Consider the following 23474-nt stretch of genomic DNA (forward strand, 5'->3'; position numbering starts at 1 on the left):
CCATGCATATCGCATTCATCGGCCTGGGCAACATGGGCGCGCCCATGGCCCGCAATTTGATCAAGGCGGGGCACCAACTGCATCTGTTCGACCTGAACAAAGCTGTGTTGGCCGAACTTGCCGAGCTGGGCGCGCAGGTCAGCGCCTCGCCACGGGATGCGGCGGCCGGCAGTGAGATGGTGATCACCATGCTGCCAGCCGCCGCCCATGTGCGCAGTGTCTATCTGGACGAGGAGACTGGCATTTTGGCCGGTATCCGCCCTGGTACTGCGACCGTGGACTGCAGCACCATCGACCCGCAGACTGCCCGCGAGGTGTCCAAGGCCGCTGCGGCCAAAGGTGTAGACCTGGGCGATGCACCCGTTTCCGGCGGTACCGGCGGCGCAGCGGCGGGCACGCTGACCTTCATGGTCGGCGCCAGCGCCGAGTTGTTCGCGACACTGCAGCCGGTGCTGGAGCAGATGGGCCGAAACATCGTGCACTGCGGTGAGGTAGGCACCGGGCAGATTGCCAAGATCTGCAACAACCTGCTGCTGGGCATCTCGATGATCGGTGTGTCGGAGGCCATGGCCCTGGGCAATGCACTGGGCATCGATACCCAGGTGCTAGCGGGGATCATCAACAGTTCCACTGGGCGTTGCTGGAGCTCCGATACCTACAACCCGTGGCCAGGCATCATCGACACGGCGCCTGCGTCGCGGGGCTATACCGGTGGGTTTGGCGCCGAACTGATGCTCAAGGACCTGGGGCTTGCCACCGAGGCCGCTCGCCAGGCGCACCAACCGGTAATCCTCGGGGCCTTGGCTCAGCAGCTGTACCAGGCTATGAGCCTGCGTGGAGACGGCGGCAAGGATTTCTCGGCAATCGTTGAGGGCTACCGCAGGAAGGATTGACGAGCGAAGACTTCATCGCGGGGTTGGTTGCCTTCCCTCTGTAACTGCGCACCAGAGGGGAGGGGGCCGTCCTGCGATGTTTTGATGCCATAGCCCGTCGAATTTATGCATGTTGCAATGGATCGCTCAATTAAATTGAGGCTTAAGGTAGTGGGAAATCATAAGGCATGTAAAAAGCGTCATTTCTATCGCCCATAGAGTTATAAGTAAGTTCTTCGCATTTTTAGGGAATGATGCAATGTCTTCTTGTGCTACTAATTTCCTTTTTGTGAAAACTGAAGGCATTATGAGTACTGTTGAGATTGCTCCAGTACGCATGAGCTTTCCTAATAGTCCGGCTTGCTCGTACGTTGCTTTGTTTTTTTCTATGTATTGGCTGTTAGGGAATAGAGATTCATAATACTCAGTGCGTCGAGCGGCAATAATGCACTGAATTATCATTGTGATGATGATCAGGTTTATGATGATTGCCGCAGGTATTCCTTCATCCATAAAGCTCACCTCGAAAGCGCTCTGTACAGAAACTCACCATAGACTTCACCTTGGCCCTCTCCAACTTTCCCTCCAATCGTGGCTCCAGCACCACCGATCAGTGCTGCACAGACCAGTCCACCCGTGCCTGCCGTTGTCAAGCCGATCGCGGCACATAGACCAGGGGCCAACACAGTACCAGCCGCATACCCGCCAAGGCTTCCGCCTGCTAGTCCCCCAATTAATGCGCCGCCTTGAACATACTTAGCCTTTTCGCAATCCGCTTCACGCCCGAGCGTGCAGGCCTTGTGGATTTCAAGTCCTGTTCCTGCGACTTCGAGAGCCACCCCCACGTAGGTGCCTTGCTTTATCACGCTGGCTGCCTTCGCTACGCCCGCAACTTTATTGGCATATCCCGCAATTTCACCTGTATGTAAATAGCTCTTTGTGGATATCCCCAACGTCCTTTTAATAGAGCGTTTATTTCTCAGGCCCGAACCGTAAGCAGCCAATTTGTTCAACTGCTCATCCAGGTTGACGAACAAGGCCGCACGCTGTGCATAGAACTGATCGCGAGCCGCGATGGCCCCTGACCCGAGATGCCGTTGATGCAGCTTTTCGATATCCATCAAAGTGGCCTCGATAGCTTTCAGGTGTTTGCTCCACCCTTCACTGACAACGCCAGCGCCCATGGACGCATGCGCGATCAAGCTTTTCAGCGTCTCGAAATTATCGACGAAAAAATTGTCCACCCCTTGGCCATTGCGCATCAGCCCAATGTGCACGATTGTCGCCTGCCTCATCATCCAGGCCTCCTGGCTGGTGCAGGAGGCCGTGGTGGGATCGCCGATAATGATAAGTTCGCCGCTACGGACCACGGTATTGGCTATGTGTGAATTCAGCACGTCGAACTTCTCCAGGGAATGACCAGTCAGCGCCAGGTCGGATTTCAGCCTGTGGTAGTTCTGCAGTTTGAGATTGAGGTACGCGCGGGCTTCGGACATGGCGGTACCCTCACGCGTATTTCTTGTTGCCGATGCGGTCCCAGCCCCCGGCGATATTACCGCCGCCACTGCCGTCATGGCGGCGCTGCCGGGTGTAAGTGGTCTTGATCCGGCCGTAATTGAGCTGCACCACTTCTACTGGCACCCCCGTGTCCACGCTCTGCGAATACTCCGCGATGATCACCTCTTCAAGGATGATCTCAAAGTACCTGAGTTTTTCACCGCCAGCCCGGCATAGGGCAAGCTTCACCTCTTTCAGATGCTGGCCCGTGCAACTGGCTTCTAACAGTTTGCAACTAGCACTGTCGAGGTACTTGGTGAAAGTGAAGTTTGTGACGGAGGTCCGGCCGGATGTTGCGCCACCTGCAGAACTTGCAGTGGCAGATGTACTTTGGCTGATGCCAAAGTCGTACCCCAGCACTTCAATCCACTCACTGTATTTTTCGTCCAGGGCCTCTCCTGGGATATTGTCGATCTGAATATAGGCGTCGCAAGCCATCCTTATCTCTCCTTGACATTATTTTGACCAGGGATGTTGCCCGCTGACTTGGGCGGTCAATGCAGGCTAGATCTGGGTGCGTGCGAGGGCAATAGGATAAGGGGCGGCATGAAGCAATTCAGAAAGGGACTACAAGCAGAGTGATTTAAGCTGAGGGTTCGTGTCAAACGATGTTGAAGAGCTTAAGCGCAGCATTGTCTTGCCATTTTTGCTGTTGATGTTAAATACAGTGATGGCCCTGCAGTAAGTTTAGTGATTTCCACAGGGCCTGCATTACTCTGGCAAAAAATCAGGCAAAGACGAAGTACTTGCGCACGGTCTCGACCACTTCCCAGGTGCCTTTCATCCCCGGTTCGATCACGAACACATCACCCGCTCTCAGGTGCTTGGGCTCTTCGCCTTCCGGGGTGATGATGCAGTAGCCATCGAGGAAGTGGCAGAACTCCCACTTCTCGTAGTTGACCTCGAATTTGCCCGGGGTGCAGATCCAGGTACCCATGATCTTGCTGCCGTCAGCCGACAGGTAGGCGTTGAGGTTGACGGTGTGTGGGTCGCCGCCGATGCGCTTCCACTTGGTGGCGTCCACGACCGGCGTCGGGCAGGTTTCGCGCAGGACGGTGATGAAATCGGACATGGCACAACTCCTGGTGACTGGCTGAATGACTGGTCACCATAGGCCCTATGGCCGACCCGCAGTTGCCTGGGCTCGACGCCCAGCTGCCTGCCCGCGCTATGCAGCGCAAACCCTGTAGGTACATCCGCGAGTGCGCCAGTGCAGGCACCGATGAACGATCAGGCCTGCATCAATCGCTCGACCAACCCTGCCGTATACCCTGGTAACCCGGCGAAATCTCGCGCGCATAACAGTAACCGCCGCTTGGCCCAGTCCTCTCGCAGCGCAACCCAATTCATCGGCAGTACCCCCTGCCAGCGCTTAACCGATGCCAGCGGCACCACGCCAATGCCGGCGCCACCGGCGACCATGCGAATTACCCCGTCGAACCCTTCGGCCCGCACCCGTACCTGCATGCGCCGGCCTTCGCGCAGCGCCTGTTCTTCCAAATACAACGCCAAGGCACTGTTGGCCCCCAGCCCAACATGACCATGGGCAAGGGAGTCGACGAAGCTCGGTGCAGGCGCTTCGCTGAGGGGGTGGCCCGGCGGTGTCACCAACACCAGCGGATCATCACGAAATGGCAAGGTCTGCAGATGCGCGCTGGGGGCTGCGGTAGAAATGACGCCCAGATCAGCCATGCCCTGGGTGATCGACTGCACGATACGCAGGCTCGGCAGCTCTTGCACGTCGATGCCGAGCCCTGGGTTGTCGGCAAGGTAGCTGGCCAGCAGCTCTGGCAGGTACTCGGTCAAGGCAGCGGTGTTGCACAGCAGCCGCACCTGGCCTTGCTGGCCCCCGGCATATTGGGCCAGGTCGAACTGCAGGCGCTCGACCTGTTGGGCGATCTGCCGTGCATGTTGCAACAGCGCCTGCCCGGCGGACGTGGGCTGAACGCCACGGCGGTTGCGCTCAAGCAAAGCGGTGCCGAGCGAGGCTTCCATGGCACGGATGCGGGCACTGGCCGCTGGCAGCGACAGATGGCTGCGGCAGGCGCCGGCGGTGATGTTGCCGCACTCGACGGTATGCTGGAAAAGCCGAAGGTCGATCAGGTCGAAATGCATCTGCCTCTGTCCTGGCGAGAGTCTGGCTGAGTATATGGCAGATTTTCAGTTCCACCGCTGCGCTTCATCATGGCGGCCATGAAGACTTTGCTTGCTTTCTATCAGCACATAGGCCCGGCGTTGACGCTGCTGGTGGTCAGCACCTTCCTGCTGGCCGGTGCCGTCAAAGGTGTGATTGGCCTGGGCCTGCCGACCATCGCCATGGGCCTGCTAGGGCTGGCTATGTCACCGGCGCAGGCTGCAGCGCTGTTGATCGTTCCATCTACGCTCACCAACCTCTGGCAGCTCGCTACCGGCGGGCATCTGCGAGTGCTGTTGCGCAGGCTAGGGCCGATGCTGGTGATGATTTTCGTCGGTACATTGCTCGGCAGTGCCTGGGTGGGTATCAACAGCGGGCCATGGGCGGTGCATGCGCTGGGCGCGGCGCTGGTGGTTTATGCCCTGTACGGGTTGGCAGGCCCTGCCTTGCGCGTGGCGCCGGAGCGGGAAGGGTGGCTGGGCTCGATTTGCGGGTTGGTGACAGGCCTAGTCACTGCGGCCACGGGCGTATTCGTGATGCCGGCGGTGCCTTACTTGCAGAGCCTGGGCCTGAGCCGCGACGAGATGATTCAGGCGTTGGGCCTGTCATTCACGGTTTCGACCCTCGCTCTGGCCGCTGGCCTGGCCGGGCAGGATGCCTTGGGTGGGCAAGCGCTGGGGGCTTCGCTGCTGATGCTGGCGCCGGCGCTGCTAGGCATGTTTGCCGGTCAGTGGCTGCGCCAACGCATCAGTGCGGCGCTGTTCAAGTATTGCTTCTTCATCGGCCTGGCCGCGCTGGGCGGCCATTTGCTGCTCAACGGTTAGCGGACGAGGGGCTGAGCATCACGATCGGCTGGATGTCGAAATCGCGCTCAAGGTAGTCCATCCGCTTTTCGAAGAATTCGACCATGTGCGGCAGGGCCGAGTGTACGTCCAGCGCCGCCTTGTCGGCCCACACCTCATAGAACACGAACAGGCTAGGGTCTTGCTGGTCGCGCAACATGTGGTATTCGATGCAGCCAGGCTCCTGGCGGCTTGGCTCGACGTAGGCGCGGAACAGGGTTTCGAAGGCTTCGGCCATTTCCGGGCGGGTCTTGGCCTTGAGGATGAACGCGTGCTGCTCGCTCATGGATCGGTGCTCCCAAGTAATTGATGTATCCATTCTACGGCAACAATAGCCATTGCATTGTTGACTTGAGATCAATTGTATTTTGCCGCGCGCCTGCTGTATCCCGCGCTCGCGGGCCATTAATGTGCCGGTCATTCCTTTATGACCCGAGGCCCAGCATGAAAAATATCTTACTGCTCAACGGCGGCAAACAGTTCGCCCACTCCGACGGCCGTCTCAATCAGACCCTGCACGACGCCGCGCTGGCCCACCTGGACAGTGCCGGTTTCGATGTACAGCAGACGTTCATCGACGGTGGCTATGACGTCCAGGCCGAAGTGCAAAAATTCCTCTGGGCCGATGTGATCATCTACCAGATGCCGGGCTGGTGGATGGGCGCGCCGTGGATCGTGAAAAAGTACATCGACGAAGTTTTCACCGCCGGCCACGGTAGCCTTTATGCCAACGACGGTCGTACCCGTTCCGACCACTCGCAAAAGTACGGTAGCGGTGGTTTGCTGCAGGGCAAGCAGTACATGCTGTCGCTGACCTGGAATGCGCCGCAGCAGGCATTCGACGACCCTAGCGATTTCTTCGAAGGCAAAGGTGTGGATGCGGTGTACTTCCCGTTCCACAAGGCCAACCAGTTCCTGGGCATGACGGGCCTTGCGACCTTCCTGGCGGTGGATGTGATGAAGCGCCCGGATGTACCGGCAGCGTTGGCGGCGTATGAAGCGCATCTGGACAACGTGTTCGGCAAGGCTATCTAATCCCTGCATGGTTCACCTACAGGCGCTCAAGTGAAGACCCGCTCAGAAGAACTTCAGGTATTCGTCGCTGTGATCGACTGCGGTTCGATCTCCGCTGCTGCTGAGCAGATGGGCCAGACCCCGTCTGCCGTCAGCCGCACGTTATCGCGCCTTGAGGCCAAGCTCGGCACCACCCTGGTCAACCGCACCACACGGCGGATGGACCTCACCGAAGAGGGCCGCTTCTTCCTCGAGCGTTCGCGCCGGGTACTGGAGCAGATGGACGAGATGGAAGAGCGCCTGTCGATGCATCACCAGACTCCCTCAGGGCGGCTGCGCATCAACGCTGCTGCACCGTTCATGCTGCATGCCATCCTGCCCTGGATCGGTGAGTTTCGTCGCCAGTACCCCGGCATCGAACTGGAACTGAACACCGACGACCTGATTATCGACCTGCTGGAGCAGCGTACCGACGTGGCCATCCGTATCGGTGAACTGGCTGACTCCAGCCTGCATGCGCGCTCGCTTGGCTGCAGCCCTGTGCAGGTATTGGCAAGCCCTGACTACTTGCAGCGGCATGGCACCCCAAAGACCGTCGAGGATCTGAGCAACCATTGCCTGCTGGGCTTCAGCCAACCAGAGACGCTCAACCAGTGGCCCTTGCGTCATGCCCAAGGTGATCGGTGGAGCATCCGCCCGGCCTTGCTCGCCTCCAGCGGCGAAACCTTGCGCCAGCTTGCACTGGACGGGCAAGGGATCGTCGCCTTGTCGCACTTCATGACCCATGAAGACATCCGCACTGGCCGCCTCAAGGTACTGCTCAGCGAGGCCAGCAATGGCTATCGCCAACCGATCCACGCGGTGTATTACCGCAATACGCAGTTGGCCCTGCGTATCCAGTGCTTCCTGGACTTCATTCAGCGCAAGTTGGCGATGTACGCCTGCTGAGTTGCCTGAACGCGACATATCCTGCCCGAAGGCGGCGAAACTTCCTGCGCCCGATTGCACAGTTCGAGCGCTTCGGCCTTACTGAGTGCTCGACAAAAACAACACCAAGGAAGTGTCATGCGTATTGTCCCGTTTCAGTACTTGGCTCTGGCAGCCGCGATCCTGAGCTGTTCCTCTACTTATGCCGCTACCCTGGAAGGCGGTGCGGTTGCTGCGCCCGATCAATATGGCGCACAGGTAGCCGCCGACATTCTCAAGAAAGGTGGCAACGCGGTGGATGCAGCCGTGGCCACTGCCTTCACGCTGGCGGTGACCTACCCCGAAGCAGGTAACATCGGTGGTGGCGGTTTCATGACCCTGTTCGTCGACGGCAAACCTTACTTCCTCGACTACCGCGAAGTGGCGCCCAAGGCAGCCACGCGCAATATGTACCTGGATGACAAAGGCGAGGTTATCGAGAACCTGAGCCTGGTGGGCGCGCGCGCAGCGGGTGTGCCCGGTACGGTGATGGGGCTGTGGGAGGCTCACCACAAGTTCGGCAAGTTGCCTTGGAGCGAGCTGCTGACGCCGGCCATCGGCTATGCGAAGAATGGTTTCAAGGTTGCAGAAAAGCAGTACCAGTACCGCAACGATGCCCAAGGCATGTTCAAGACGGCGACCAACTTCAACGATTATTTCGGCAACATGAAAGTTGGGGAGTTGTTCAAGCAGCCGGAGATGGCCCAGACCTTGGAACGCATCGCCGATAAAGGCGTGAGTGAGTTCTACCAAGGCAAGACCGCTGACCTGCTGGTGGCACAGATGCAGGCTGACAAGGGCCTGATCACCAAACAAGACCTCATGGACTACAAGGCCGTATGGCGCGACCCGATCGCCATCAGCTGGCGCGGCAATGTGGTCTACACAGCCCCTCCGCCCAGCTCGGGCGGGGTAGCGTTGGCACAGTTGCTGGGCATCAAGGAAGACCGAGCGGCAGACTTCAAAGGCGTGGCGCACAACTCTGCGCAGTACATTCACCTGCTAGCGGAGATCGAGAAGCGGGTATTCGCCGACCGTGCCGACTATCTCGGCGACCCGGCCTTCAGTAAAGTCCCAGTGAACCAACTGGTGGCTAAGGACTATCTGGCCAAGCGCGCTGCACAGGTCAACCCCAAAGCCATCTCTGCGACTGACGAGGTCAAGCCCGGTTTGGAGCCGCACCAAACCACGCATTTCTCGATCGTCGACAAGCAGGGCAACGCTGTCAGCAATACCTATACCCTCAACCTCGATTACGGCAGTGGCGTAGTGGTCAAAGGCGCGGGCTTCCTGCTCAACGACGAAATGGACGACTTCAGCGCCAAGCCTGGGGCTGCCAACGCTTTTGGCGTCGTGGGCGGTGACGCCAACGCCATTGCGCCGGGCAAACGCATGCTCTCGTCGATGAGCCCAAGCCTGATGACCCGTGACGGCAAGGTTGAGCTGGTGATCGGCACCCCAGGGGGCTCACGCATCTTCACCTCTATCTTCCAGGTCATGAACAACCTGTACGACTATGGCATGCCGCTGCAAAAGGCCGTGGCGGCGCAGCGTGTGCACCATCAATTGCTGCCCAAGGACACCATCTATTTCGACAGCTATGCACCGCTGACCGGCGCAGTAGCTGATGAGCTGAAGAAGATGGGTTATGTGCTGGAGGATCAGGGCTGGGAGATGGGGGACATCCAGGCCATTCGGGTCAACGGGGCGCAGCTTGAAACGGCCTCGGACCCGCGTGGGCGTGGGGTGGGGATGATCGTCAAGTAACGCTGGGTGAGCTGTTTTGATGCTTTCGCGGGTAACCCCGCGAAAGCGATCTGAAGGTCAGACGCGGAACTGGCTGACCAGCATCTGCAAGTGACCACCCAGGCGCGCCAGCTCGACGCTGGACGCTGCTGTCTCATCACTGGCCGCCGCAGTCTGTTCCGACACATCCCGCACATTGAGGATGCTGCGGCTGATTTCCTCGGCCACGGCGCTCTGCTGCTCGGCCGCCGCGGCAATCTGCTGGTTCATCGACTGGATGCTCGACACAGTGCTGGTGATGTTCTCCAGCGATGCCCCAGCTTTGCGCGCCAGTTCCACGCTGCTGTCGGTCAGTGTCCGGCTGCCCTGCATGGCATTGGCCACTTGCTGGGTACCATGCTGCAGGCCAGCGACCAACTCTTCGATCTCTTCGGTGGACTTTTGCGTGCGCTGCGCTAGGCCGCGCACTTCGTCGGCCACTACTGCGAACCCGCGGCCGGCCTCACCGGCACGAGCGGCTTCGATCGCGGCGTTGAGCGCCAGCAGGTTGGTCTGCTCGGCGACCGACTTGATCACATCCATCACGCTGCCGATCTTCTGGCTTTCCTGCTGCAGCAGGTTCATGGCCTCGGTGGAACGGTGCACTTCCTCAGCCAGGCGTTCGATCTGGCTGATGGCCTCACCTACCACACGGTCACCAGCACGGGCCTCGCCATCGGCACCGGTGGCCGCCTGCGAGGCTTGCTCTGCGTTGCGCGCCACTTCCTGAACGGTGGCGGCCATTTCATGCATGGCGGTGGCGACCTGGTCGGTTTCGACCTTCTGGCTGTTGGCGCCGGCGCTGGTCTGTTCGGTCACCGCCGACAGCTCTTCGGCGGCACTGGCGATCTGAGTGACGCCGTCGCGGATGCCACTGATCAGCTCGCGCAGGGTTGTGCCCATGCGCGCGATGCCTTGTTGCAGGGCTCCCAGCTCGTCACGGCGAGTGACTCGCAGTTCATGGGTCAGGTCGCCACCGGCAATGCGCTCCACAGCTTGCAGGGTATCGCGCAACGGGCGGGTGATCTGCCGGGTGATGACCACTGCAGCAATTACCCCCGCCAACAATGCCAGCAGCGTGGCGATGATCTGCAGGCTGCGTGCCTGTGCGCTTTCGGCGTCGCGGCGCTCAAGCTGGATTTGGTACAGCGCGTCACTGCGCTTGACGATGTCGGCGCCCTGAACCGTCATTTCCGCACGGGCCACCGTGATCGCTGCGACCGCATCACGGAACTGGCGCACGGCATCGCGGTACGCCAACACGGCCTGTTCGAACTGCTGCACACGAGCCCCTTCGGCGGGCAGCTGAAGCTTGAGCGTCTCGATGTTGGCCAGCGAGCCTTCCAACTGCCGCAGGGCGGCTTGCTCGTTGCTGGCCGTGTTCTCGGCGATGTAGCCACGCACATCGATGCGCACCTGCAGCAATTGCTGGCGCGCCTTGCTGATCAGCTGATACTGAGCCAGGCGTACGCTGTCCGCTTCGGGGCGCGACATCACCTCTTGGCTCAGGGCATCCATGGCCTCATCGGCCCGGGTTGCCGACACATCCATGGCCTTGCGGGCCGCCAGCGAGCTGTCGTAGCCGGCGCGCATCTTGCTCAGCGATACCTTGTACTCGCTGATGGTCTGCCCCAGCGCCTTGAGGAGTTCGACGTTGGCTGGGCTTGTGAAGGTGGTTGCCAGGTAGGCCTGCTGTTTGCTGAATACATCCAGTTTGGCTTGGGTGTTGGCAGCAGCAGCATCATCGCCGTTGGCGATCATGTATTGCAGGCGCGCTACGCGCAGGTCGGTCAGGTCCTTGTTGAGCTGGCCGATGTCGCCCATCCAGTTGCTGCGGTCGATCAGGCTGCCCAGGCTGGTCCAGCCGGTCAAGGCCAGTAGGCCGGTAAGAACCAGCACCAGGCCAAAGCCTAGGCCGAGTTTAAGGTTGACGCTGATATTGGCAAACCAGCTATTCATGCACGCTCTCCAGAAAATTCATACGCTCACTTGATCTTCGATCGCAGGGCGTTGTTGTTCTGGGGCCTGCTGAATCGTGCAGGGGTTATCGGCACGCGGAGGGTAAAGCTGAATCGCTTTTTCAGTTGATTTCGAGTCGGGGCCGACAGGCGGCGGCCCCAGCTCTTAGAGGTTGCGTGCGCTGAAAGTATCGCAGCTGTTGACATCGCCCTGTGCGAACCCGGTTTTGAACCAACGCACGCGCTGCGCCGAGGTGCCATGGGTGAACGAGTCGGGCACCACGCGGCCCTGGCCCTGCTGTTGCAGCCGATCATCGCCAATGGCATTGGCGGCGTTGAGGGCCTCGTCGACATCCCCGGGTTCGAGCCAGTTCAGCCGCTTCTGGGCCTGGTACGCCCACACCCCAGCCAGGCAGTCTGCCTGCAATTCCTGGCGCACCAGCAAGCCGTTGTCACCCTCCATGCGTTGGCCGCTGCGCCGCGCAGCATCGACTTTGGCCGAGACGCCCAAGAGGGTTTGCACATGGTGGCCGATCTCGTGTGCGATGACGTAGGCCTGAGCAAAATCACCGGCTGCAGCGAAGCGAGTCTCCATTTCACGGAAGAACGACATGTCCAGGTATACCCGTTGGTCCGCTGGACAGTAGAACGGCCCGACGGCTGCTGAAGCAAAGCCGCAGGCAGAATTGACCTGCCCGCTGAACAGAACCAGCTTAGGGTCGCGGTATTGTTTGCCGGCCTGAGCGAACAAGGCTTTCCAAGTGTCCTCGGTGTCACCCAGGATCGAGGCGACGAATTGCGCCTGCTCGTCATTGGCAGGCGGCGCTTTGCCACCGGCCCCGCTAGGTGCGGCCTGGTGCTGCTGTTGCTCCATTTGCCCTGTGAGCTGGCCAAGAATCTGCAGCGGGTCCTGGCCGGTCAGCCAGCCGATGCCGACGATCAACAGTATCGCCCCCAGCCCCAAACCTTTGCCGCCGCCAAAGCGCATACCGCCGCCGCCACCGCCTTCGCCCCGAGCATCGACCACATTGTCGCTGCGCCGGCCTTTTCGCCATTCCATGAAGTGCTCTCCAGAGCTTGAAACATGGGGACAAAGAATAGATCAGTTGGAGCCAAGTCTCTAATGCATAACCATTTGGTTATGTATGGGGTGGCTGATTTCAATATTCATCTGGGCTCACCTATCAGAAACTGCAAGTCCGCCTGCCGTGTACAGGCGTTTTCATAATTCCAAGAGAGGAATCCGGCATGCCCGCCCAGGACAACAGCCGCTTCGTGATCCGTGATCGCAATTGGCACCCAAAGGCACTGACGCCCGACTACAAGACGTCCATCGCCCGCTCGCCGCGCCAGGCACTGGTTAGCATTCCACAGTCGATCAGCGAAACCACCGGCCCGGACTTTTCCCATCTGGGCTTCGGTGCCCACGACCACGACCTGCTGCTGAACTTCAACAATGGCGGCCTGCCGATCGGTGAGCGCATCATCGTTGCCGGCCGTGTGGTCGACCAATATGGCAAGCCGGTTGCCAATACGCTGGTAGAAATGTGGCAGGCCAACGCCGGCGGCCGCTATCGTCACAAGAACGACCGTTACCTGGCCCCATTGGACCCTAACTTTGGTGGCGTCGGTCGCTGCCTGACCGACCGTGATGGCTACTACAGCTTCCGTACCATCAAGCCGGGCCCATACCCATGGCGCAATGGCCCGAACGATTGGCGCCCGGCGCACATTCACTTCGCCATCAGCGGCCCATCGATCGCCACCAAGCTGATCACTCAGTTGTACTTCGAGGGCGATCCGCTGATCCCGATGTGCCCGATCGTCAAGTCGATCGCCAACCCCCAAGCCGTACAGCAGTTGATCGCCAAACTCGACATGAGCAGCGCCAACCCGATGGACTGCCTGGCGTACCGCTTCGACATCGTGCTGCGCGGCCAGCGCAAGACCCACTTCGAAAACTGCTGAGGACCCCGTCATGCCTATCGAACTGCTGCCGGAAACCCCCTCGCAAACCGCCGGCCCTTACGTGCACATCGGCCTGGCCCTGGAAGCGGCTGGCAACCCGACCCGTGATCAGGAAATCTGGAACCAGATGGCCAAGCCCGATGCTGCGGGTGAGCACATTCTGCTGATTGGCCATGTCTACGACGGCAATGGTCACCTGGTGCGCGATTCGTTCCTGGAACTGTGGCAAGCCGACGCCAGCGGCCAATACCAGGATGCTTACAACCTGGAAAACGCCTTCAACAGCTTCGGCCGCACCGCCACCACCTTCGATGCCGGTGAGTGGACCGTACAGACGGTCAAGCCGGGTGTGGTGAACAATGCCGCAGGCGTGCCGATGGCACCGCACATCAACATCAGCCTGTTCGCTCGCGGGATCAACATACACTTGCACACGCGCTTGTACTTCGACGATGAGGCCGAGGCCAACGCCAAGTGCCCAGTGCTCAACCTGATCGAGCAGCCCCAGCGCCGTGAGACGCTGGTGGCCAAGCGTTGCGAGGTAGATGGCAAGACGGCGTATCGCTTCGATATCCGTATTCAGGGAGAAGGGGAGACCGTCTTCTTCGACTTCTGAATGATGGTTGGGGGCCCTGAAGGGCCCTCAACGTTTCATCGGTCAGCGCCGCACCAGCAGCACACCGCTTTCCATGTGGTGGGTATACGGGAACTGGTCGAACAACGCACACCGTTCGATGCGGTGGGTGTCCTGCAACTGCGCGATGTTTGCCGCCAGGGTTTCAGGGTTGCACGAAATGTACAGGATCCTTTCGAAGCGCCGGGTCAGCTCACAGGTATCTGGGTCCATGCCTGCCCGTGGCGGGTCGACGAACACGGTGCCGAAGTCGTAGCTTGCAAGGTCGATCCCTTCCAGGCGGCGGAACGGGCGCACACCATTGAGCGCTTGGGTCAGCTCTTCTGCCGACAGGCGCACCAGCTTCACGTTATCCACAGCGTTTTCGTCAAGGTTGCTCAGTGCGGCATTGACCGACGTCTTGCTGATTTCGGTGGCCAGTACCTGGCGAACGCGAGTGGCCAGCGGCAGAGTGAAGTTGCCGTTGCCGCAATACAGCTCCAGCAGATCATCATCACGCTCGCCCATGGCCTCGAAGGCCCAGCTCAGCATCTTCTGGTTCACCGCGCCGTTAGGCTGGGTGAACGCGCCTTCCGGTTGGCGGTAACTGAACACGCGCCCGGCGACCTCAAGCTGTTCCACCGCATAGTCGCGGCCTATGACCAGGCGCTTGCCCTTGGAGCGGCCGATCAGGCTCACCCCTAGCTCATCGGCCAGCTGGCGAGCGGCTACTTCCCAGGCTTCGTCCAGTGGGCGGTGGTAGCACAGGGTGACCATGGCATCGCCGGCCAGGGTAGTGAGGAACTCGACCTGGAACAGGCGGTTGCTCAGCGCCTCGCTGGCTTGCCAGGCAGCCTTGAGCCTTGGCATCAGTGCGTTGATGCGCTGGCTGGCGATGGGGAAGTCGTCGATCAGGATTGCCTTGTGCTTTTCCCCTGGCGCGAACATCGCGTAGTGGCGCTGGCCGTCCTCGCGCCACAGGCGAAATTCTGCGCGCAGGCGGTAATGCTCGCGGGGCGAGTCGAAAACGGCCGGCTCCGGTGCGCCGAACGGCGCCAGCAACTCACGCAGTCGGGCGACTTTGCCCTGGAGCTGGGTGTCGTAGACGGTGGGATCGAAGGCAGCACTCATGCGTTGAACCAGCCCAGCTTGATGACGAACAGGATGGAGAGGATCACCAGGGCTGGATTCAGGTCGCGGTGGCGGCCAGAGATCAGCTTCACGGCAGTCCAGGCGATGAAGCCGAAAGCGATGCCGTTGGCGATCGAATAGGTCAGCGGCATGGCCAGGGCGGTCACTACCACCGGGGCGGCCTCGGTGACGTCGTCCCAGTTGATCTCCGCCAGGCCCGAGGCCATCAGCACGGCAACGAACAGCAGCGCTGGGGCCGTGGCGAAGGCCGGTACGCTACCGGCCAGCGGGGCGAAGAACAGCGCCAGCAGGAACAGAATGGCGACCACGATGGCGGTAAGGCCAGTGCGGCCCCCAGCGCTCACACCAGCAGCGGATTCGATGTAGCTGGTGGTGGTCGAGGTGCCCAGCAGGGACCCGGCCATGGCGGCGGTGCTGTCGGCGATCAGGGCACGGCCCATCTTCGGCATGTGGCCGTCCTTGCCCATCAGGCCGGCACGCTTGGCCACGCCGATCAAGGTTCCGGAGTTGTCGAACAGGTCGACGAACAAGAAGGCAAAGATCACGCTCACCAGGCCCACGTCCAGGGCGCCCTTGATGTCCAGCTGCAGGAAGGTCGGCGCCAGTGAGGGCGGCATCGAAACCACGCCGCCGAACGGCGTTACACCCATCAAGATCGCGGCGATGGTCACGGCCAGAATGCCGATCAACACCGCACCACGCACTTTCAGCGACTCAAGGCCGACGATCAGGAAAAAGCCCAGAGTCGCCAGAATGGGTGCCGGCTGCTTGAGGTCGCCCAGGCCAACCAGGGTTGCCGGGTTATCGACGACGATGCCCGCATTGTGCAGGGCAATGAGCGCCAGAAACAGCCCGATACCTGCGGCGATCGCTGAGCGCAGGGGCAGTGGAATGCTGTTAACGATCCACTCGCGTATGCGAAAAATCGACAACAGGAAGAACATCACCGCCGAGAGAAACACCGCCCCCAGTGCCACCTGCCAGGTGTGGCCCATGTGCAGCACCACGGTGTAGGTGAAGAATGCGTTCAGGCCCATGCCCGGCGCCAGAGCGATCGGGTAGTTGGCGATCAGCCCCATGGTGGTCGAGCCGATGGCGGCCGCCAGGCACGTGGCGACGAAGATCGCGCCTTTGTCCATGCCGGTCTCGCCGAGGATGCTCGGGTTGACGAACAGGATGTAGGCCATGGCCAGGAAGGTGGTGACGCCCGCAAGAATCTCGGTGCGCACGTTGGTGTTGTGTGCTCTTAGTTGAAACAGCCTTTCCAGCATGCCCGCTCCCAGGGCGCCCTAGCGCCGTGAATGTATCGACCCCATCAGCAAAGCACAGACCGTAGCCGATGCCGTGGTTTTGTGTGGGGCGCAAAAAAGCCGCGCATCATACCAGCATGCTCGGCAAGGGCCTATGGCCGTTGGGGAATGGATCATCTGTAGCCGGGCACGCTCAATCGCTGTGCAAGCGATCGCGGTTGGCCAGGGTCGGGAACAACCTTATCCACACCCCGGTCACCACCAAGGTGCCCACGCCCCCCAGTACCACCGCTGGCACGGTGCCGAACCAGTGCGCCGTTACCCCGGACTCGAACTCACCCAACTGGTTGGATGCACCGATAAACAGGCCATTGACTGCGCTTACCCGCCCGCGCATCTCGTCCGGCGTCTCCAACTGCACGAAGGCGCCACGGATGACCATGCTGATCATGTCTGCAGCGCCCAGAACCACCAGCACCGCCAGCGAGAACCAGAACGAGGTCGATAGGCCAAAGGCGATGGTTGCTACGCCGAATACCCCAACGGCGGTAAACATGGTGCGGCCCACCTTGCGCTCCACTGGAAAGCGCGCCAGCCACAGCGACATCAGCAGTGCCCCCACCGCTGGCGCCGAGCGCAGCAGGCCCAGGCCCCACGGGCCAGTCAGCAGGATGTCCTTGGCGAATACTGGCAGCAGTGCGGTGGCGCCACCGAGCAGCACGGCGAACAGATCCAGCGAAATGGCGCCGAGGATGTCAGGCCGGCTGCGGATGAAACGGATGCCCGCCAGGAGTGACTCGATGCTGGCGCGCCCACGCTGAGGCACCTGCTGGCGCGAATTCAGGGTCAACATCAACAGGCAGGCAACGGCGTACAGGGCAACGGTAGGGCCATATACCCAGATGCTGCCGAATGCATACAAAAAGCCGCCCACGGCCGGGGCGACGATGGTCGCTGCCTGGGTCGCCGAGGCCGAGGCAGCCACTGCCCGTGGAAACAACCCTGGCGGCACGACATTGGGCAGCAATGCCTGGGTCGCCGGCATCTCGAACGAGCGGGTGGCACCGAGCAGGAACGCCAGGGCGAAAATCAGTTCACGGCTGACGTTGTCTGTAGCACTGCCCACGGCCAATGCCAGAGCGATCAGCCCCTGCAAACTCTGGCATAGCGCCGCGACCCTACGTCGGTCGTAACGATCGGCTACGTGCCCGGTATGCAGCATGAACAGCACTCGTGGCGCGAACTCCACCAGGCCGACGAGCCCAAGGTCGAGCACATTGCCAGTGAGCTGGTAGAGGTGCCAGCCGATGGCCACCGTGAGCATTTGAAAGCCACTAGCCGTGAACACGCGAGCCAGCCAGAAGGCGATGAAAGGGCGGTGATGACGCAACAACTGCGGCGCTGAATCGGGCATCGGCAACCTGTCGGGCTCGGCGTAGTGGGGGGAGCGCAGCGTATCATCTGATTGTAACAAGCAGTTACTGTTTGCCGTGATCGGCATGTTTCCAGGCTTTGAGGAAGAGGGTGAGGCAACCGGCCACGCGGCAAACCACCGCACCGCCATGCGCGCTATTGAGGGCTATGCTTTGTAACGAAGGTTGACCTGGATCAATCGTTCCAGATGCAACCAAAGGCCTTCGGGCCGCAATCCCTACGATCGAACCGAACAAATTCAACTTACCGCACTCGACAACCGTAGGGGCAGTGGGCGATAGGGCCACGAGCCTGCACGCCGGATCACCTGAAGAGGAAGCACCATGTTCGGAATAGAGGCGTTAGAACTCGCCCGAATGCAGTTTGCCTTTACCGTGTCGTTCCACATTCTGTTCCCGGCCATCACCATCGGCCTTGCCAGCTACCTGGCGGTTCTCGAAGGCTTGTGGTTGCGGACCAACAACCAGGTCTACCGAGACCTCTATCATTTCTGGTCGAAGATCTTCGCCGTCAACTTTGGCATGGGCGTGGTATCCGGCCTGGTGATGGCTTATCAGTTCGGCACCAACTGGAGCCGCTTCTCCGACTTTGCCGGTGCTGTCACCGGCCCACTGCTGACCTACGAAGTGCTGACCGCTTTCTTCCTGGAGGCGGGCTTCCTTGGTGTGATGCTGTTCGGCTGGAACCGCGTCGGTCGGGGCCTGCACTTCTTTTCCACGGTCATGGTGGCGCTGGGTACGCTGGTATCGACCTTCTGGATCCTGGCCTCCAACAGCTGGATGCAGACGCCGCAAGGCCACGAGATCATCGATGGCCGGGTGGTGCCAGTGGACTGGCTCGCAGTGGTATTCAACCCATCGTTCCCTTATCGGCTGATGCATATGGCCACCGCCGCGTTCGTTTCCACCGCCTTCTTCGTCGGTGCTTCAGCGGCATGGCACCTGTTACGTGGGCGTGACAACCCGGCGCTGCGCAAGATGCTGTCGATGGCCATGTGGATGGCCTTGGTGGTTGCACCCATCCAGGCAGTGATCGGTGACTTCCATGGCCTGAATACCCTCAAGCACCAGCCGGTGAAGATCGCCGCCATCGAAGGCCATTGGGAGAATGTGCCTGGTGAGCCGACCCCACTGATCTTGTTCGGCATCCCGGACATGAAAGCCGAAACCACTCACTTCAAGCTTGAAATACCGGCGTTGGGCAGCTTGATTCTGACCCACAGCCTGGACAAGCAAGTACCGGCGATGAAGGAGTTCGCGCCTGAGGATCGGCCCAATTCGACCATCGTGTTCTGGTCGTTCCGGGTGATGGTAGGCCTTGGCTTGCTGATGATCGTCGTCGGCCTGTGGAGCCTGTGGCTGCGCAAGCGCGGCACGCTCTATACCTCCCGGCCGTTCCTGTACGTGGCACTGTGGATGGGGCCATCTGGGTTGATTGCGTTGCTGGCAGGCTGGTTCACCACCGAGATCGGTCGCCAACCGTGGGTGGTCTATGGGCTGCTGCGTACCGCCGATGGGGTTTCGAACCACAGTTATGCACAGCTTGGCTTCACTTTGATTGCCTTCGTGGTGGTGTATTTCGCGCTCTTCGGTACAGGCCTGGGCTATATGATGCGCCTGGTGCGTAAAGGCCCGCGCACTGGCGAAGGTGACGAGCAGAACCCCGGTGGCCCTGGCACCAAACGCACGCCGGCACGGCCTTTGTCTGCCGCCGATGATGGCCACGAGGCCAATACTGCCAGCCTGAGCAAGGGGAACTGAGCCATGGGTATCGACCTTCCGCTGATCTGGGCCGTGATCATCATCTTCGGGGTGATGATGTACGTGGTGATGGACGGCTTCGACCTGGGTATCGGCATGCTCTTTCCCTTCGTCAAGGGCGAGCAGGACCGCGATGTAATGATGAATACCGTCGCCCCCGTCTGGGACGGCAACGAAACCTGGTTGGTGCTGGGCGGCGCCGGGTTGTTCGGCGCCTTCCCGATGGCCTACGCGGTGGTGCTCGAAGCGCTGTACCTGCCGTTGATACTGATGCTGATCGGGTTGATTTTCCGCGGCGTGGCCTTCGAGTTCCGGTTCAAGGCCACCGACGAAAAACGTCATATCTGGGACAAGGCGTTCATCGGCGGGTCCCTGGTAGCCACCTTCTTCCAGGGCGTGGCACTGGGGGCCTTTCTCGAAGGGTTCAAGGTGGTCGACCGGCATTTTGCCGGGGGGACGCTGGACTGGCTAACGCCGTTCAGCCTGTTCTGTGGCCTTGGCCTGATCGTCGCCTATACGCTGCTGGGCTGCACCTGGCTGATCATGAAGACCGAGGGTGATCTGCACCTGCGCATGACCTACCTCGCCCGGCCACTGGCACTGGTGCTGCTGGCGGTGATCGGTATCGTCAGCCTGTGGACGCCAATGGCTTATCCGCAGATCGCCGATCGCTGGTTCAGCATGCCCAACCTGCTGTGGTTCATGCCGGTGCCATTGCTGGTGCTGGTGACGTTCTACGGCCTGCTCAAGGCGGTGGCGCGCAAAGCTCATTACACGCCGTTCCTGCTGACTCTGGTACTGATTTTCCTCGGCTACAGTGGCCTGGGTATCAGCTTGTGGCCGCACATCATCCCGCCTTCGATCAGTATCTGGGATGCTGCCGCACCGCCGCAGAGTCAGAGCTTCATGCTGGTAGGTACCTTGTTCATCCTGCCGTTCATTCTGATGTACACCTTCTGGAGTTATTACGTGTTCCGCGGCAAGGTGTCACACGCAGACGGCTACCACTAGAGGGGCCCATGATGAGCGGTAAACATGGCTTGCAAGAGAAAAAGCCGTTGTGGCAGCGGTTGGGTTGGCTGGTGCTGATCTGGGCGCTGAGCGTGGCCGCGTTAGGCCTGGCGGCCTGGGTGATGCGGCTGTTCATGGCCGCAGCCGGGCTTACCACGCATTGACAGCCCAAGTGCGCGTGGCACCCTTTTCGCAGCACGAGGCCGCTAGTACAGCGAGCCTCGGTTGCGTTATTTGCGGGCTTTGAGAATCACGAATTTCGGGGTGGCTGCAACCTGTTCCACACCTCGGAACAGCCGCGCCAGCTTGCTGTGATAGCCCAAGTGGCGGTTGCCGACGATGTACAACGCACCGCCCACCACCAGCGCCTCGCGCGCCTGCTGGAACATGCGCCAGGCCAGGAAGTCGCCCACCACCTGTTGTTGATGGAATGGTGGATTGCACAGCACAACATCCAGCGACTGCTTTTCCACCCCGGCCAGGCCGTCTGCCGGCAACACCGTGACCGGTCGTTGACCCAACGCCGCTTGCCAGTTCTCCTGCGCCGATTGCACCGCCATGTACGACTCGTCCACTAAGGTGAACTGCGCGTCCGGGTTGGCCAAGGCGCAGGAGATGGCCAGCACACCATTACCGCAGCCCAGGTCAGCCACGCGGGCATTACCAAGGTTACGCGGCAAGTGCGGCAGGAAAGCGCGGGTGCCGATGTCCAGGCCCTCGCGGCAGAACACGTTGGCATGGTTGAGCAGTTCCAGTGCCGGCGCGTCGAGCAGATAGCGAGTTGGGTAGGGTGATTTGGCCACTGGGCGGTCAGCGACCGTGGCGGTCAACAAGCGGGCCTTTTTCTGCGCCAGCGACGCCTGTACCGGCCCGATATACTTTTCCATCAGGTCACCAGCGGCGCGCGGCAGGTGCTTGATCATCGCGCCAGCCATTACCTGGGCATCAGGGGCCAGATGGCCCTGCAAACGGATCAATTGTTCTTCGAGCAGCGCCAGGGTCTTGGGCACCCGCACCAGCACCCTATCGAACGGGCCTTGCCATTGTGCGCTGGCTGGCACGAACGGCACGCTGTCGAAAGCCTTGCCATTATTGGCAAGGTTCTTCTCCAGCGCCATGCGGGCCAGGTGCGAGTCGCCACTGCTGACCACTGTCAGTTGCCCGGCCAGGCTAGCTGCCAGTGCGCCGAAGCTGTCGTTGAGTACCAGCAACCGGCTGCTAGCCTGCAGGTTCTGTGCATGCAGCTGCTCGAGCAGGTACTGATCGGCGGCATCGAAGGCCTGCAACGGGTCATTGGCTTGGTCCGGCTGGCGGATCAGGTCGAGTTCGGCGTAGGGGGTGGTGAACAGGGGCATGGCGTCTGGCTCAGCTACGAATCTGCCCACGGCGGTTCGCCGTGAGCTTTGCTGCGCGATTCTACAGAGGTTTGACTGCAGCCGCAGGCCCGGCTATTGATCGATCAGGCCGCGCATCATGGCGATGGCGATGGCGCCGGCCTTGTTGGCCGCGTTGGTCTTGGTGATGACGCTGCGAATGTGAAAGTTCACCGTGCTTTGCGACAGGGAAAGGATACAGGCTACATCGGCGGCAGTTTTGCCGGCTGCCGACCACTTCAGCACCTCGATTTCGCGCTCGCTCATCTTCAGCGGCGCACTGAGCTTGGCCAGGTGGTACTCGCTGATGATGGCATGCAGGGTATGGCACAACCACTGCACCTTGCCCGCCTTGTCGTACAGCTCGCTGATGCTGACTTCACCCAGCGGCCGGCAGACGCTCAGCTGGCTTTCATTGTGCTGTGGGTCGTGCACCGACTGTGTCCAACCGTGTCGCAGTCCATAGCACAGGCGAGCTCTCGAAAATGGGGCACCTCGCGGTAGAGGTCGTCGGTCCAGATGACCGGCATGGTCGAGCTATGGCTCTGGGTTGCAGCGGCGTCCTGTTTGTAGAAGTCGTCGCGCTGACAGCATTCGATCCAGTCCGCAGGGTAATTGCTATAGAGGTAGATCCGGGGGGATTGTGCAGCGAGTTGAATACGAACCCTGAGGCCTATGAACTCCATGCCCATGTCCTGAGTCAGGTGCACCGCAAGGTCAAACACCTTGTGAGGGGTACTTTCGCTGACCAGCCTGTGTAAATGTTCATGGTTCCATTGAAGCATCATTGCTTCTCCCTTGGATCCTGTCCCGGTGTTGACACATGAAAAGATTGTAGGAAAAGACTCAGCAGCGCGTTAGGCTTTTTTCTATACTCACGGGCTGGTTTCATGAAAAAACCGACGAATGCCAATCGGTAGCCCTACACTCCAGCGGTTTTTATTGGCGCCGCTTTGCGCGACACTGGGCGCATGCTATCGATGGAGCCCGCAATGACCGCCAGTGCCGACAAGTTTACCCACCAGACCCTGCTGAACGTTCAGCCGCTGACGCCGAACCTGTTCAGCCTGCGGGTAACGCGTGATCCAGGGTTTCGCTTTCGCGCCGGCCAGTTCGCCCGCCTCGGGGTGACCAAAGCCGATGGCAGCGTGGTCTGGCGTGCCTATTCGATGGTCAGTGCCCCCCATGACGAATACCTGGACTTCTTCTCCATCGTGGTGCCGGGCGGGGAGTTCACCAGCGAACTGAGCCGCCTGGGCGAGGGCGACACGCTGATGATCGACCGTCAGGCGTTCGGCTACCTGACGCTCGACCGCTTTGTCGGCGGTCGCGACCTGTGGCTGCTGGCAACCGGTACCGGTATTGCGCCGTTCATGTCCATCCTGCAGGACTTCGAGGCCTGGGAGCGCTTCGACAACATCAAGCTGGTGTACTCGGTGCGCGAAGCCAATGAGCTGGCATACGTTGAAGAAATTGCCGGGCTCGAGCAGCGTGATTACCTGGCGGAATTCGCTGGCAAACTGCAGTTCATTCCGGTGGTCACCCGCGAGCAGCACCCTGGCGCGTTGAATGCGCGCATCACTACGCTGATCGAGAGCGGTGAGTTGGAAAAGGCAGCGGGGCTCGCGTTTTCTCCAGAGCATTCGCGCATCATGCTGTGCGGCAACCCCGAGATGATCGACGAGACGCGCAAGGTGCTCAAGGCGCGTGACCTGCAACTGAGCTTGAGCCGGCGGCCAGGGCAGGTGGCGGTGGAAAACTACTGGTGAGATTCAGGGGCCGCAG

The 23474-nt window shown here is 60.6% G+C and carries 24 protein-coding genes and 1 pseudogene; 11 read left to right on the forward strand and 14 right to left on the reverse strand.

Annotated features, from left to right (window positions below; translation table 11 throughout):
- Window positions 1-2 precede the first annotated feature (2 nt).
- Window positions 3-893 carry a 3-hydroxyisobutyrate dehydrogenase gene (gene mmsB / locus HU725_RS03600; protein ID WP_186477395.1) on the forward strand — a complete coding sequence of 297 codons (891 nt, stop codon included), beginning with the start codon at window positions 3-5 and terminating at the stop codon, window positions 891-893.
- A gap of 126 nt (window positions 894-1019) precedes the next feature.
- Here the strand turns inward: mmsB and HU725_RS03605 are convergent, their stop codons facing one another.
- From HU725_RS03605 to HU725_RS03625, 5 genes are all read right to left on the reverse strand, one after another.
- Window positions 1020-1385 (reverse strand): hypothetical protein, encoded by a 366-nt coding sequence (locus HU725_RS03605; RefSeq protein WP_225915514.1) that lies wholly within the window; start codon window positions 1383-1385, stop codon window positions 1020-1022.
- 5 nt (window positions 1386-1390) lie between these two features.
- The gene (locus HU725_RS03610; RefSeq protein WP_186477396.1) at window positions 1391-2368 is read right to left on the reverse strand and encodes a hypothetical protein; all 978 of its coding nucleotides are present in this window, start codon (window positions 2366-2368) and stop codon (window positions 1391-1393) included.
- A 10-nt stretch (window positions 2369-2378) separates the two neighbouring features.
- Complete coding sequence (locus tag HU725_RS03615) at window positions 2379-2873, reverse strand: Hcp family type VI secretion system effector (protein ID WP_264081735.1); 495 nt, start codon at window positions 2871-2873, stop codon at window positions 2379-2381.
- A gap of 283 nt (window positions 2874-3156) precedes the next feature.
- Window positions 3157-3501, reverse strand: a complete 345-nt coding sequence (locus HU725_RS03620) for a cupin domain-containing protein (protein WP_186477398.1) — start codon at window positions 3499-3501, stop codon at window positions 3157-3159.
- A gap of 158 nt (window positions 3502-3659) precedes the next feature.
- The gene (locus HU725_RS03625) at window positions 3660-4544 is read right to left on the reverse strand and encodes a LysR family transcriptional regulator (RefSeq protein ID WP_186477399.1); all 885 of its coding nucleotides are present in this window, start codon (window positions 4542-4544) and stop codon (window positions 3660-3662) included.
- A 78-nt stretch (window positions 4545-4622) separates the two neighbouring features.
- On the opposite strand from HU725_RS03625, the gene HU725_RS03630 reads away from it, so the two are divergent.
- Entirely contained in the window at window positions 4623-5387 is a 765-nt protein-coding gene (locus HU725_RS03630; protein WP_186477400.1) for a sulfite exporter TauE/SafE family protein, read from the forward strand.
- On the opposite strand, the gene HU725_RS03635 is transcribed toward HU725_RS03630, so the two are convergent.
- Complete coding sequence (locus HU725_RS03635; protein WP_186477401.1) at window positions 5377-5691, reverse strand: putative quinol monooxygenase; 315 nt, start codon at window positions 5689-5691, stop codon at window positions 5377-5379. The two genes, HU725_RS03630 and HU725_RS03635, sit on opposite strands and share 11 nt — an antisense overlap.
- 158 nt (window positions 5692-5849) lie before the next feature.
- Here HU725_RS03635 and mdaB point away from each other — a divergent pair, with 158 nt between their 5' ends.
- The 3 genes from mdaB (at window position 5850) to ggt (ending at window position 9152) form a co-directional block, all read left to right on the forward strand.
- On the forward strand, window positions 5850-6440 hold the full coding sequence (gene mdaB, locus HU725_RS03640) for an NADPH:quinone oxidoreductase MdaB (RefSeq protein ID WP_186477402.1): 591 nt from the start codon (window positions 5850-5852) through the stop codon (window positions 6438-6440).
- A gap of 30 nt (window positions 6441-6470) precedes the next feature.
- Window positions 6471-7367 (forward strand): LysR family transcriptional regulator, encoded by an 897-nt coding sequence (locus HU725_RS03645; protein ID WP_186477403.1) that lies wholly within the window; start codon window positions 6471-6473, stop codon window positions 7365-7367.
- Window positions 7368-7484: 117 nt separating this feature from the next.
- Entirely contained in the window at window positions 7485-9152 is a 1668-nt protein-coding gene (gene ggt / locus HU725_RS03650) for a gamma-glutamyltransferase (protein ID WP_060478498.1), read from the forward strand.
- Window positions 9153-9209: 57 nt separating this feature from the next.
- Here ggt and HU725_RS03655 read toward each other — a convergent pair whose 3' ends face one another.
- Window positions 9210-11129 (reverse strand): methyl-accepting chemotaxis protein, encoded by a 1920-nt coding sequence (locus tag HU725_RS03655; RefSeq protein WP_186477404.1) that lies wholly within the window; start codon window positions 11127-11129, stop codon window positions 9210-9212.
- 165 nt (window positions 11130-11294) lie between these two features.
- The gene (ypfJ, locus tag HU725_RS03660) at window positions 11295-12188 is read right to left on the reverse strand and encodes a KPN_02809 family neutral zinc metallopeptidase (RefSeq protein WP_060478500.1); all 894 of its coding nucleotides are present in this window, start codon (window positions 12186-12188) and stop codon (window positions 11295-11297) included.
- Window positions 12189-12376: 188 nt separating this feature from the next.
- Here ypfJ and pcaH point away from each other — a divergent pair, with 188 nt between their 5' ends.
- Both pcaH and pcaG read left to right on the forward strand, forming a co-directional pair.
- Window positions 12377-13096 carry a protocatechuate 3,4-dioxygenase subunit beta gene (pcaH, locus tag HU725_RS03665; RefSeq protein WP_060478501.1) on the forward strand — a complete coding sequence of 240 codons (720 nt, stop codon included), beginning with the start codon at window positions 12377-12379 and terminating at the stop codon, window positions 13094-13096.
- Window positions 13097-13106: 10 nt separating this feature from the next.
- Window positions 13107-13712 carry a protocatechuate 3,4-dioxygenase subunit alpha gene (gene pcaG / locus HU725_RS03670; protein WP_186477405.1) on the forward strand — a complete coding sequence of 202 codons (606 nt, stop codon included), beginning with the start codon at window positions 13107-13109 and terminating at the stop codon, window positions 13710-13712.
- A gap of 42 nt (window positions 13713-13754) precedes the next feature.
- On the opposite strand, the gene trmA is transcribed toward pcaG, so the two are convergent.
- From trmA to HU725_RS03685, 3 genes are all read right to left on the reverse strand, one after another.
- Window positions 13755-14840 (reverse strand): tRNA (uridine(54)-C5)-methyltransferase TrmA, encoded by a 1086-nt coding sequence (gene trmA, locus HU725_RS03675; RefSeq protein ID WP_186477406.1) that lies wholly within the window; start codon window positions 14838-14840, stop codon window positions 13755-13757.
- Window positions 14837-16132, reverse strand: coding sequence for an NCS2 family permease (locus HU725_RS03680; protein ID WP_060478504.1), 1296 nt, complete (start codon window positions 16130-16132; stop codon window positions 14837-14839). Before HU725_RS03680 ends, trmA begins: the two co-directional genes overlap by 4 nt.
- A 172-nt stretch (window positions 16133-16304) precedes the next feature.
- Window positions 16305-17525 (reverse strand): MFS transporter, encoded by a 1221-nt coding sequence (locus tag HU725_RS03685; protein ID WP_186477407.1) that lies wholly within the window; start codon window positions 17523-17525, stop codon window positions 16305-16307.
- A gap of 343 nt (window positions 17526-17868) precedes the next feature.
- Between HU725_RS03685 and HU725_RS03690 the strand changes: the two genes are divergently transcribed.
- From HU725_RS03690 to HU725_RS03700, 3 genes are read left to right on the forward strand one after another with little or no spacing between them, the layout of a single operon-like run.
- Window positions 17869-19305, forward strand: coding sequence for a cytochrome ubiquinol oxidase subunit I (locus HU725_RS03690; protein WP_186477408.1), 1437 nt, complete (start codon window positions 17869-17871; stop codon window positions 19303-19305).
- 3 nt (window positions 19306-19308) lie between these two features.
- Window positions 19309-20316 (forward strand): cytochrome d ubiquinol oxidase subunit II, encoded by a 1008-nt coding sequence (gene cydB / locus HU725_RS03695; protein WP_060478507.1) that lies wholly within the window; start codon window positions 19309-19311, stop codon window positions 20314-20316.
- A gap of 8 nt (window positions 20317-20324) precedes the next feature.
- Window positions 20325-20480 carry a DUF2474 domain-containing protein gene (locus HU725_RS03700; RefSeq protein ID WP_186477409.1) on the forward strand — a complete coding sequence of 52 codons (156 nt, stop codon included), beginning with the start codon at window positions 20325-20327 and terminating at the stop codon, window positions 20478-20480.
- A 66-nt stretch (window positions 20481-20546) separates the two neighbouring features.
- On the opposite strand, the gene HU725_RS03705 is transcribed toward HU725_RS03700, so the two are convergent.
- The 3 genes and pseudogenes from HU725_RS03705 to HU725_RS22960 form a co-directional block, all read right to left on the reverse strand.
- Window positions 20547-21671 (reverse strand): methyltransferase, encoded by a 1125-nt coding sequence (locus HU725_RS03705; protein WP_186477410.1) that lies wholly within the window; start codon window positions 21669-21671, stop codon window positions 20547-20549.
- 93 nt (window positions 21672-21764) lie between these two features.
- Window positions 21765-21956, reverse strand: a complete 192-nt coding sequence (locus HU725_RS22955) for a LuxR C-terminal-related transcriptional regulator (protein WP_264081736.1) — start codon at window positions 21954-21956, stop codon at window positions 21765-21767.
- 105 nt (window positions 21957-22061) lie between these two features.
- A pseudogene (locus tag HU725_RS22960) lies at window positions 22062-22477 on the reverse strand (autoinducer binding domain-containing protein); the annotation flags it as partial.
- A gap of 204 nt (window positions 22478-22681) precedes the next feature.
- On the opposite strand from HU725_RS22960, the gene HU725_RS03715 reads away from it, so the two are divergent.
- A complete protein-coding gene (locus tag HU725_RS03715; RefSeq protein ID WP_186477411.1) occupies window positions 22682-23458 on the forward strand; it encodes a ferredoxin--NADP reductase in 777 nt (258 codons plus the stop codon).
- Window positions 23459-23474: the final 16 nt, after the last annotated feature.

This window comes from Pseudomonas promysalinigenes (assembly GCF_014269025.2).
Taxonomy (GTDB): Bacteria; Pseudomonadota; Gammaproteobacteria; order Pseudomonadales; family Pseudomonadaceae; genus Aquipseudomonas; species Aquipseudomonas promysalinigenes.

Bases quoted from the DNA above. Each gene is read 5' to 3' on its own strand.
- HU725_RS03625 (WP_186477399.1), bottom strand. From the start codon at position 4,544: ATGCATTTCGACCTGATCGACCTTCGGCTTTTCCAGCATACCGTCGAG.
- HU725_RS03700 (WP_186477409.1), top strand. From the start codon at position 20,325: ATGATGAGCGGTAAACATGGCTTGCAAGAGAAAAAGCCGTTGTGGCAG.
- HU725_RS03690 (WP_186477408.1), top strand. From the start codon at position 17,869: ATGTTCGGAATAGAGGCGTTAGAACTCGCCCGAATGCAGTTTGCCTTT.
- trmA (WP_186477406.1), bottom strand. From the start codon at position 14,840: ATGAGTGCTGCCTTCGATCCCACCGTCTACGACACCCAGCTCCAGGGC.
- HU725_RS03705 (WP_186477410.1), bottom strand. From the start codon at position 21,671: ATGCCCCTGTTCACCACCCCCTACGCCGAACTCGACCTGATCCGCCAG.
- mdaB (WP_186477402.1), top strand. From the start codon at position 5,850: ATGAAAAATATCTTACTGCTCAACGGCGGCAAACAGTTCGCCCACTCC.
- HU725_RS03620 (WP_186477398.1), bottom strand. From the start codon at position 3,501: ATGTCCGATTTCATCACCGTCCTGCGCGAAACCTGCCCGACGCCGGTC.
- ypfJ (WP_060478500.1), bottom strand. From the start codon at position 12,188: ATGGAATGGCGAAAAGGCCGGCGCAGCGACAATGTGGTCGATGCTCGG.
- HU725_RS03605 (WP_225915514.1), bottom strand. From the start codon at position 1,385: ATGGATGAAGGAATACCTGCGGCAATCATCATAAACCTGATCATCATC.
- HU725_RS03630 (WP_186477400.1), top strand. From the start codon at position 4,623: ATGAAGACTTTGCTTGCTTTCTATCAGCACATAGGCCCGGCGTTGACG.
- HU725_RS03635 (WP_186477401.1), bottom strand. From the start codon at position 5,691: ATGAGCGAGCAGCACGCGTTCATCCTCAAGGCCAAGACCCGCCCGGAA.
- HU725_RS03610 (WP_186477396.1), bottom strand. From the start codon at position 2,368: ATGTCCGAAGCCCGCGCGTACCTCAATCTCAAACTGCAGAACTACCAC.
- HU725_RS22955 (WP_264081736.1), bottom strand. From the start codon at position 21,956: ATGAGCGAGCGCGAAATCGAGGTGCTGAAGTGGTCGGCAGCCGGCAAA.
- HU725_RS03715 (WP_186477411.1), top strand. From the start codon at position 22,682: ATGACCGCCAGTGCCGACAAGTTTACCCACCAGACCCTGCTGAACGTT.
- cydB (WP_060478507.1), top strand. From the start codon at position 19,309: ATGGGTATCGACCTTCCGCTGATCTGGGCCGTGATCATCATCTTCGGG.
- mmsB (WP_186477395.1), top strand. From the start codon at position 3: ATGCATATCGCATTCATCGGCCTGGGCAACATGGGCGCGCCCATGGCC.
- pcaG (WP_186477405.1), top strand. From the start codon at position 13,107: ATGCCTATCGAACTGCTGCCGGAAACCCCCTCGCAAACCGCCGGCCCT.
- pcaH (WP_060478501.1), top strand. From the start codon at position 12,377: ATGCCCGCCCAGGACAACAGCCGCTTCGTGATCCGTGATCGCAATTGG.
- HU725_RS03655 (WP_186477404.1), bottom strand. From the start codon at position 11,129: ATGAATAGCTGGTTTGCCAATATCAGCGTCAACCTTAAACTCGGCCTA.
- HU725_RS03680 (WP_060478504.1), bottom strand. From the start codon at position 16,132: ATGCTGGAAAGGCTGTTTCAACTAAGAGCACACAACACCAACGTGCGC.
- ggt (WP_060478498.1), top strand. From the start codon at position 7,485: ATGCGTATTGTCCCGTTTCAGTACTTGGCTCTGGCAGCCGCGATCCTG.
- HU725_RS03685 (WP_186477407.1), bottom strand. From the start codon at position 17,525: ATGCCCGATTCAGCGCCGCAGTTGTTGCGTCATCACCGCCCTTTCATC.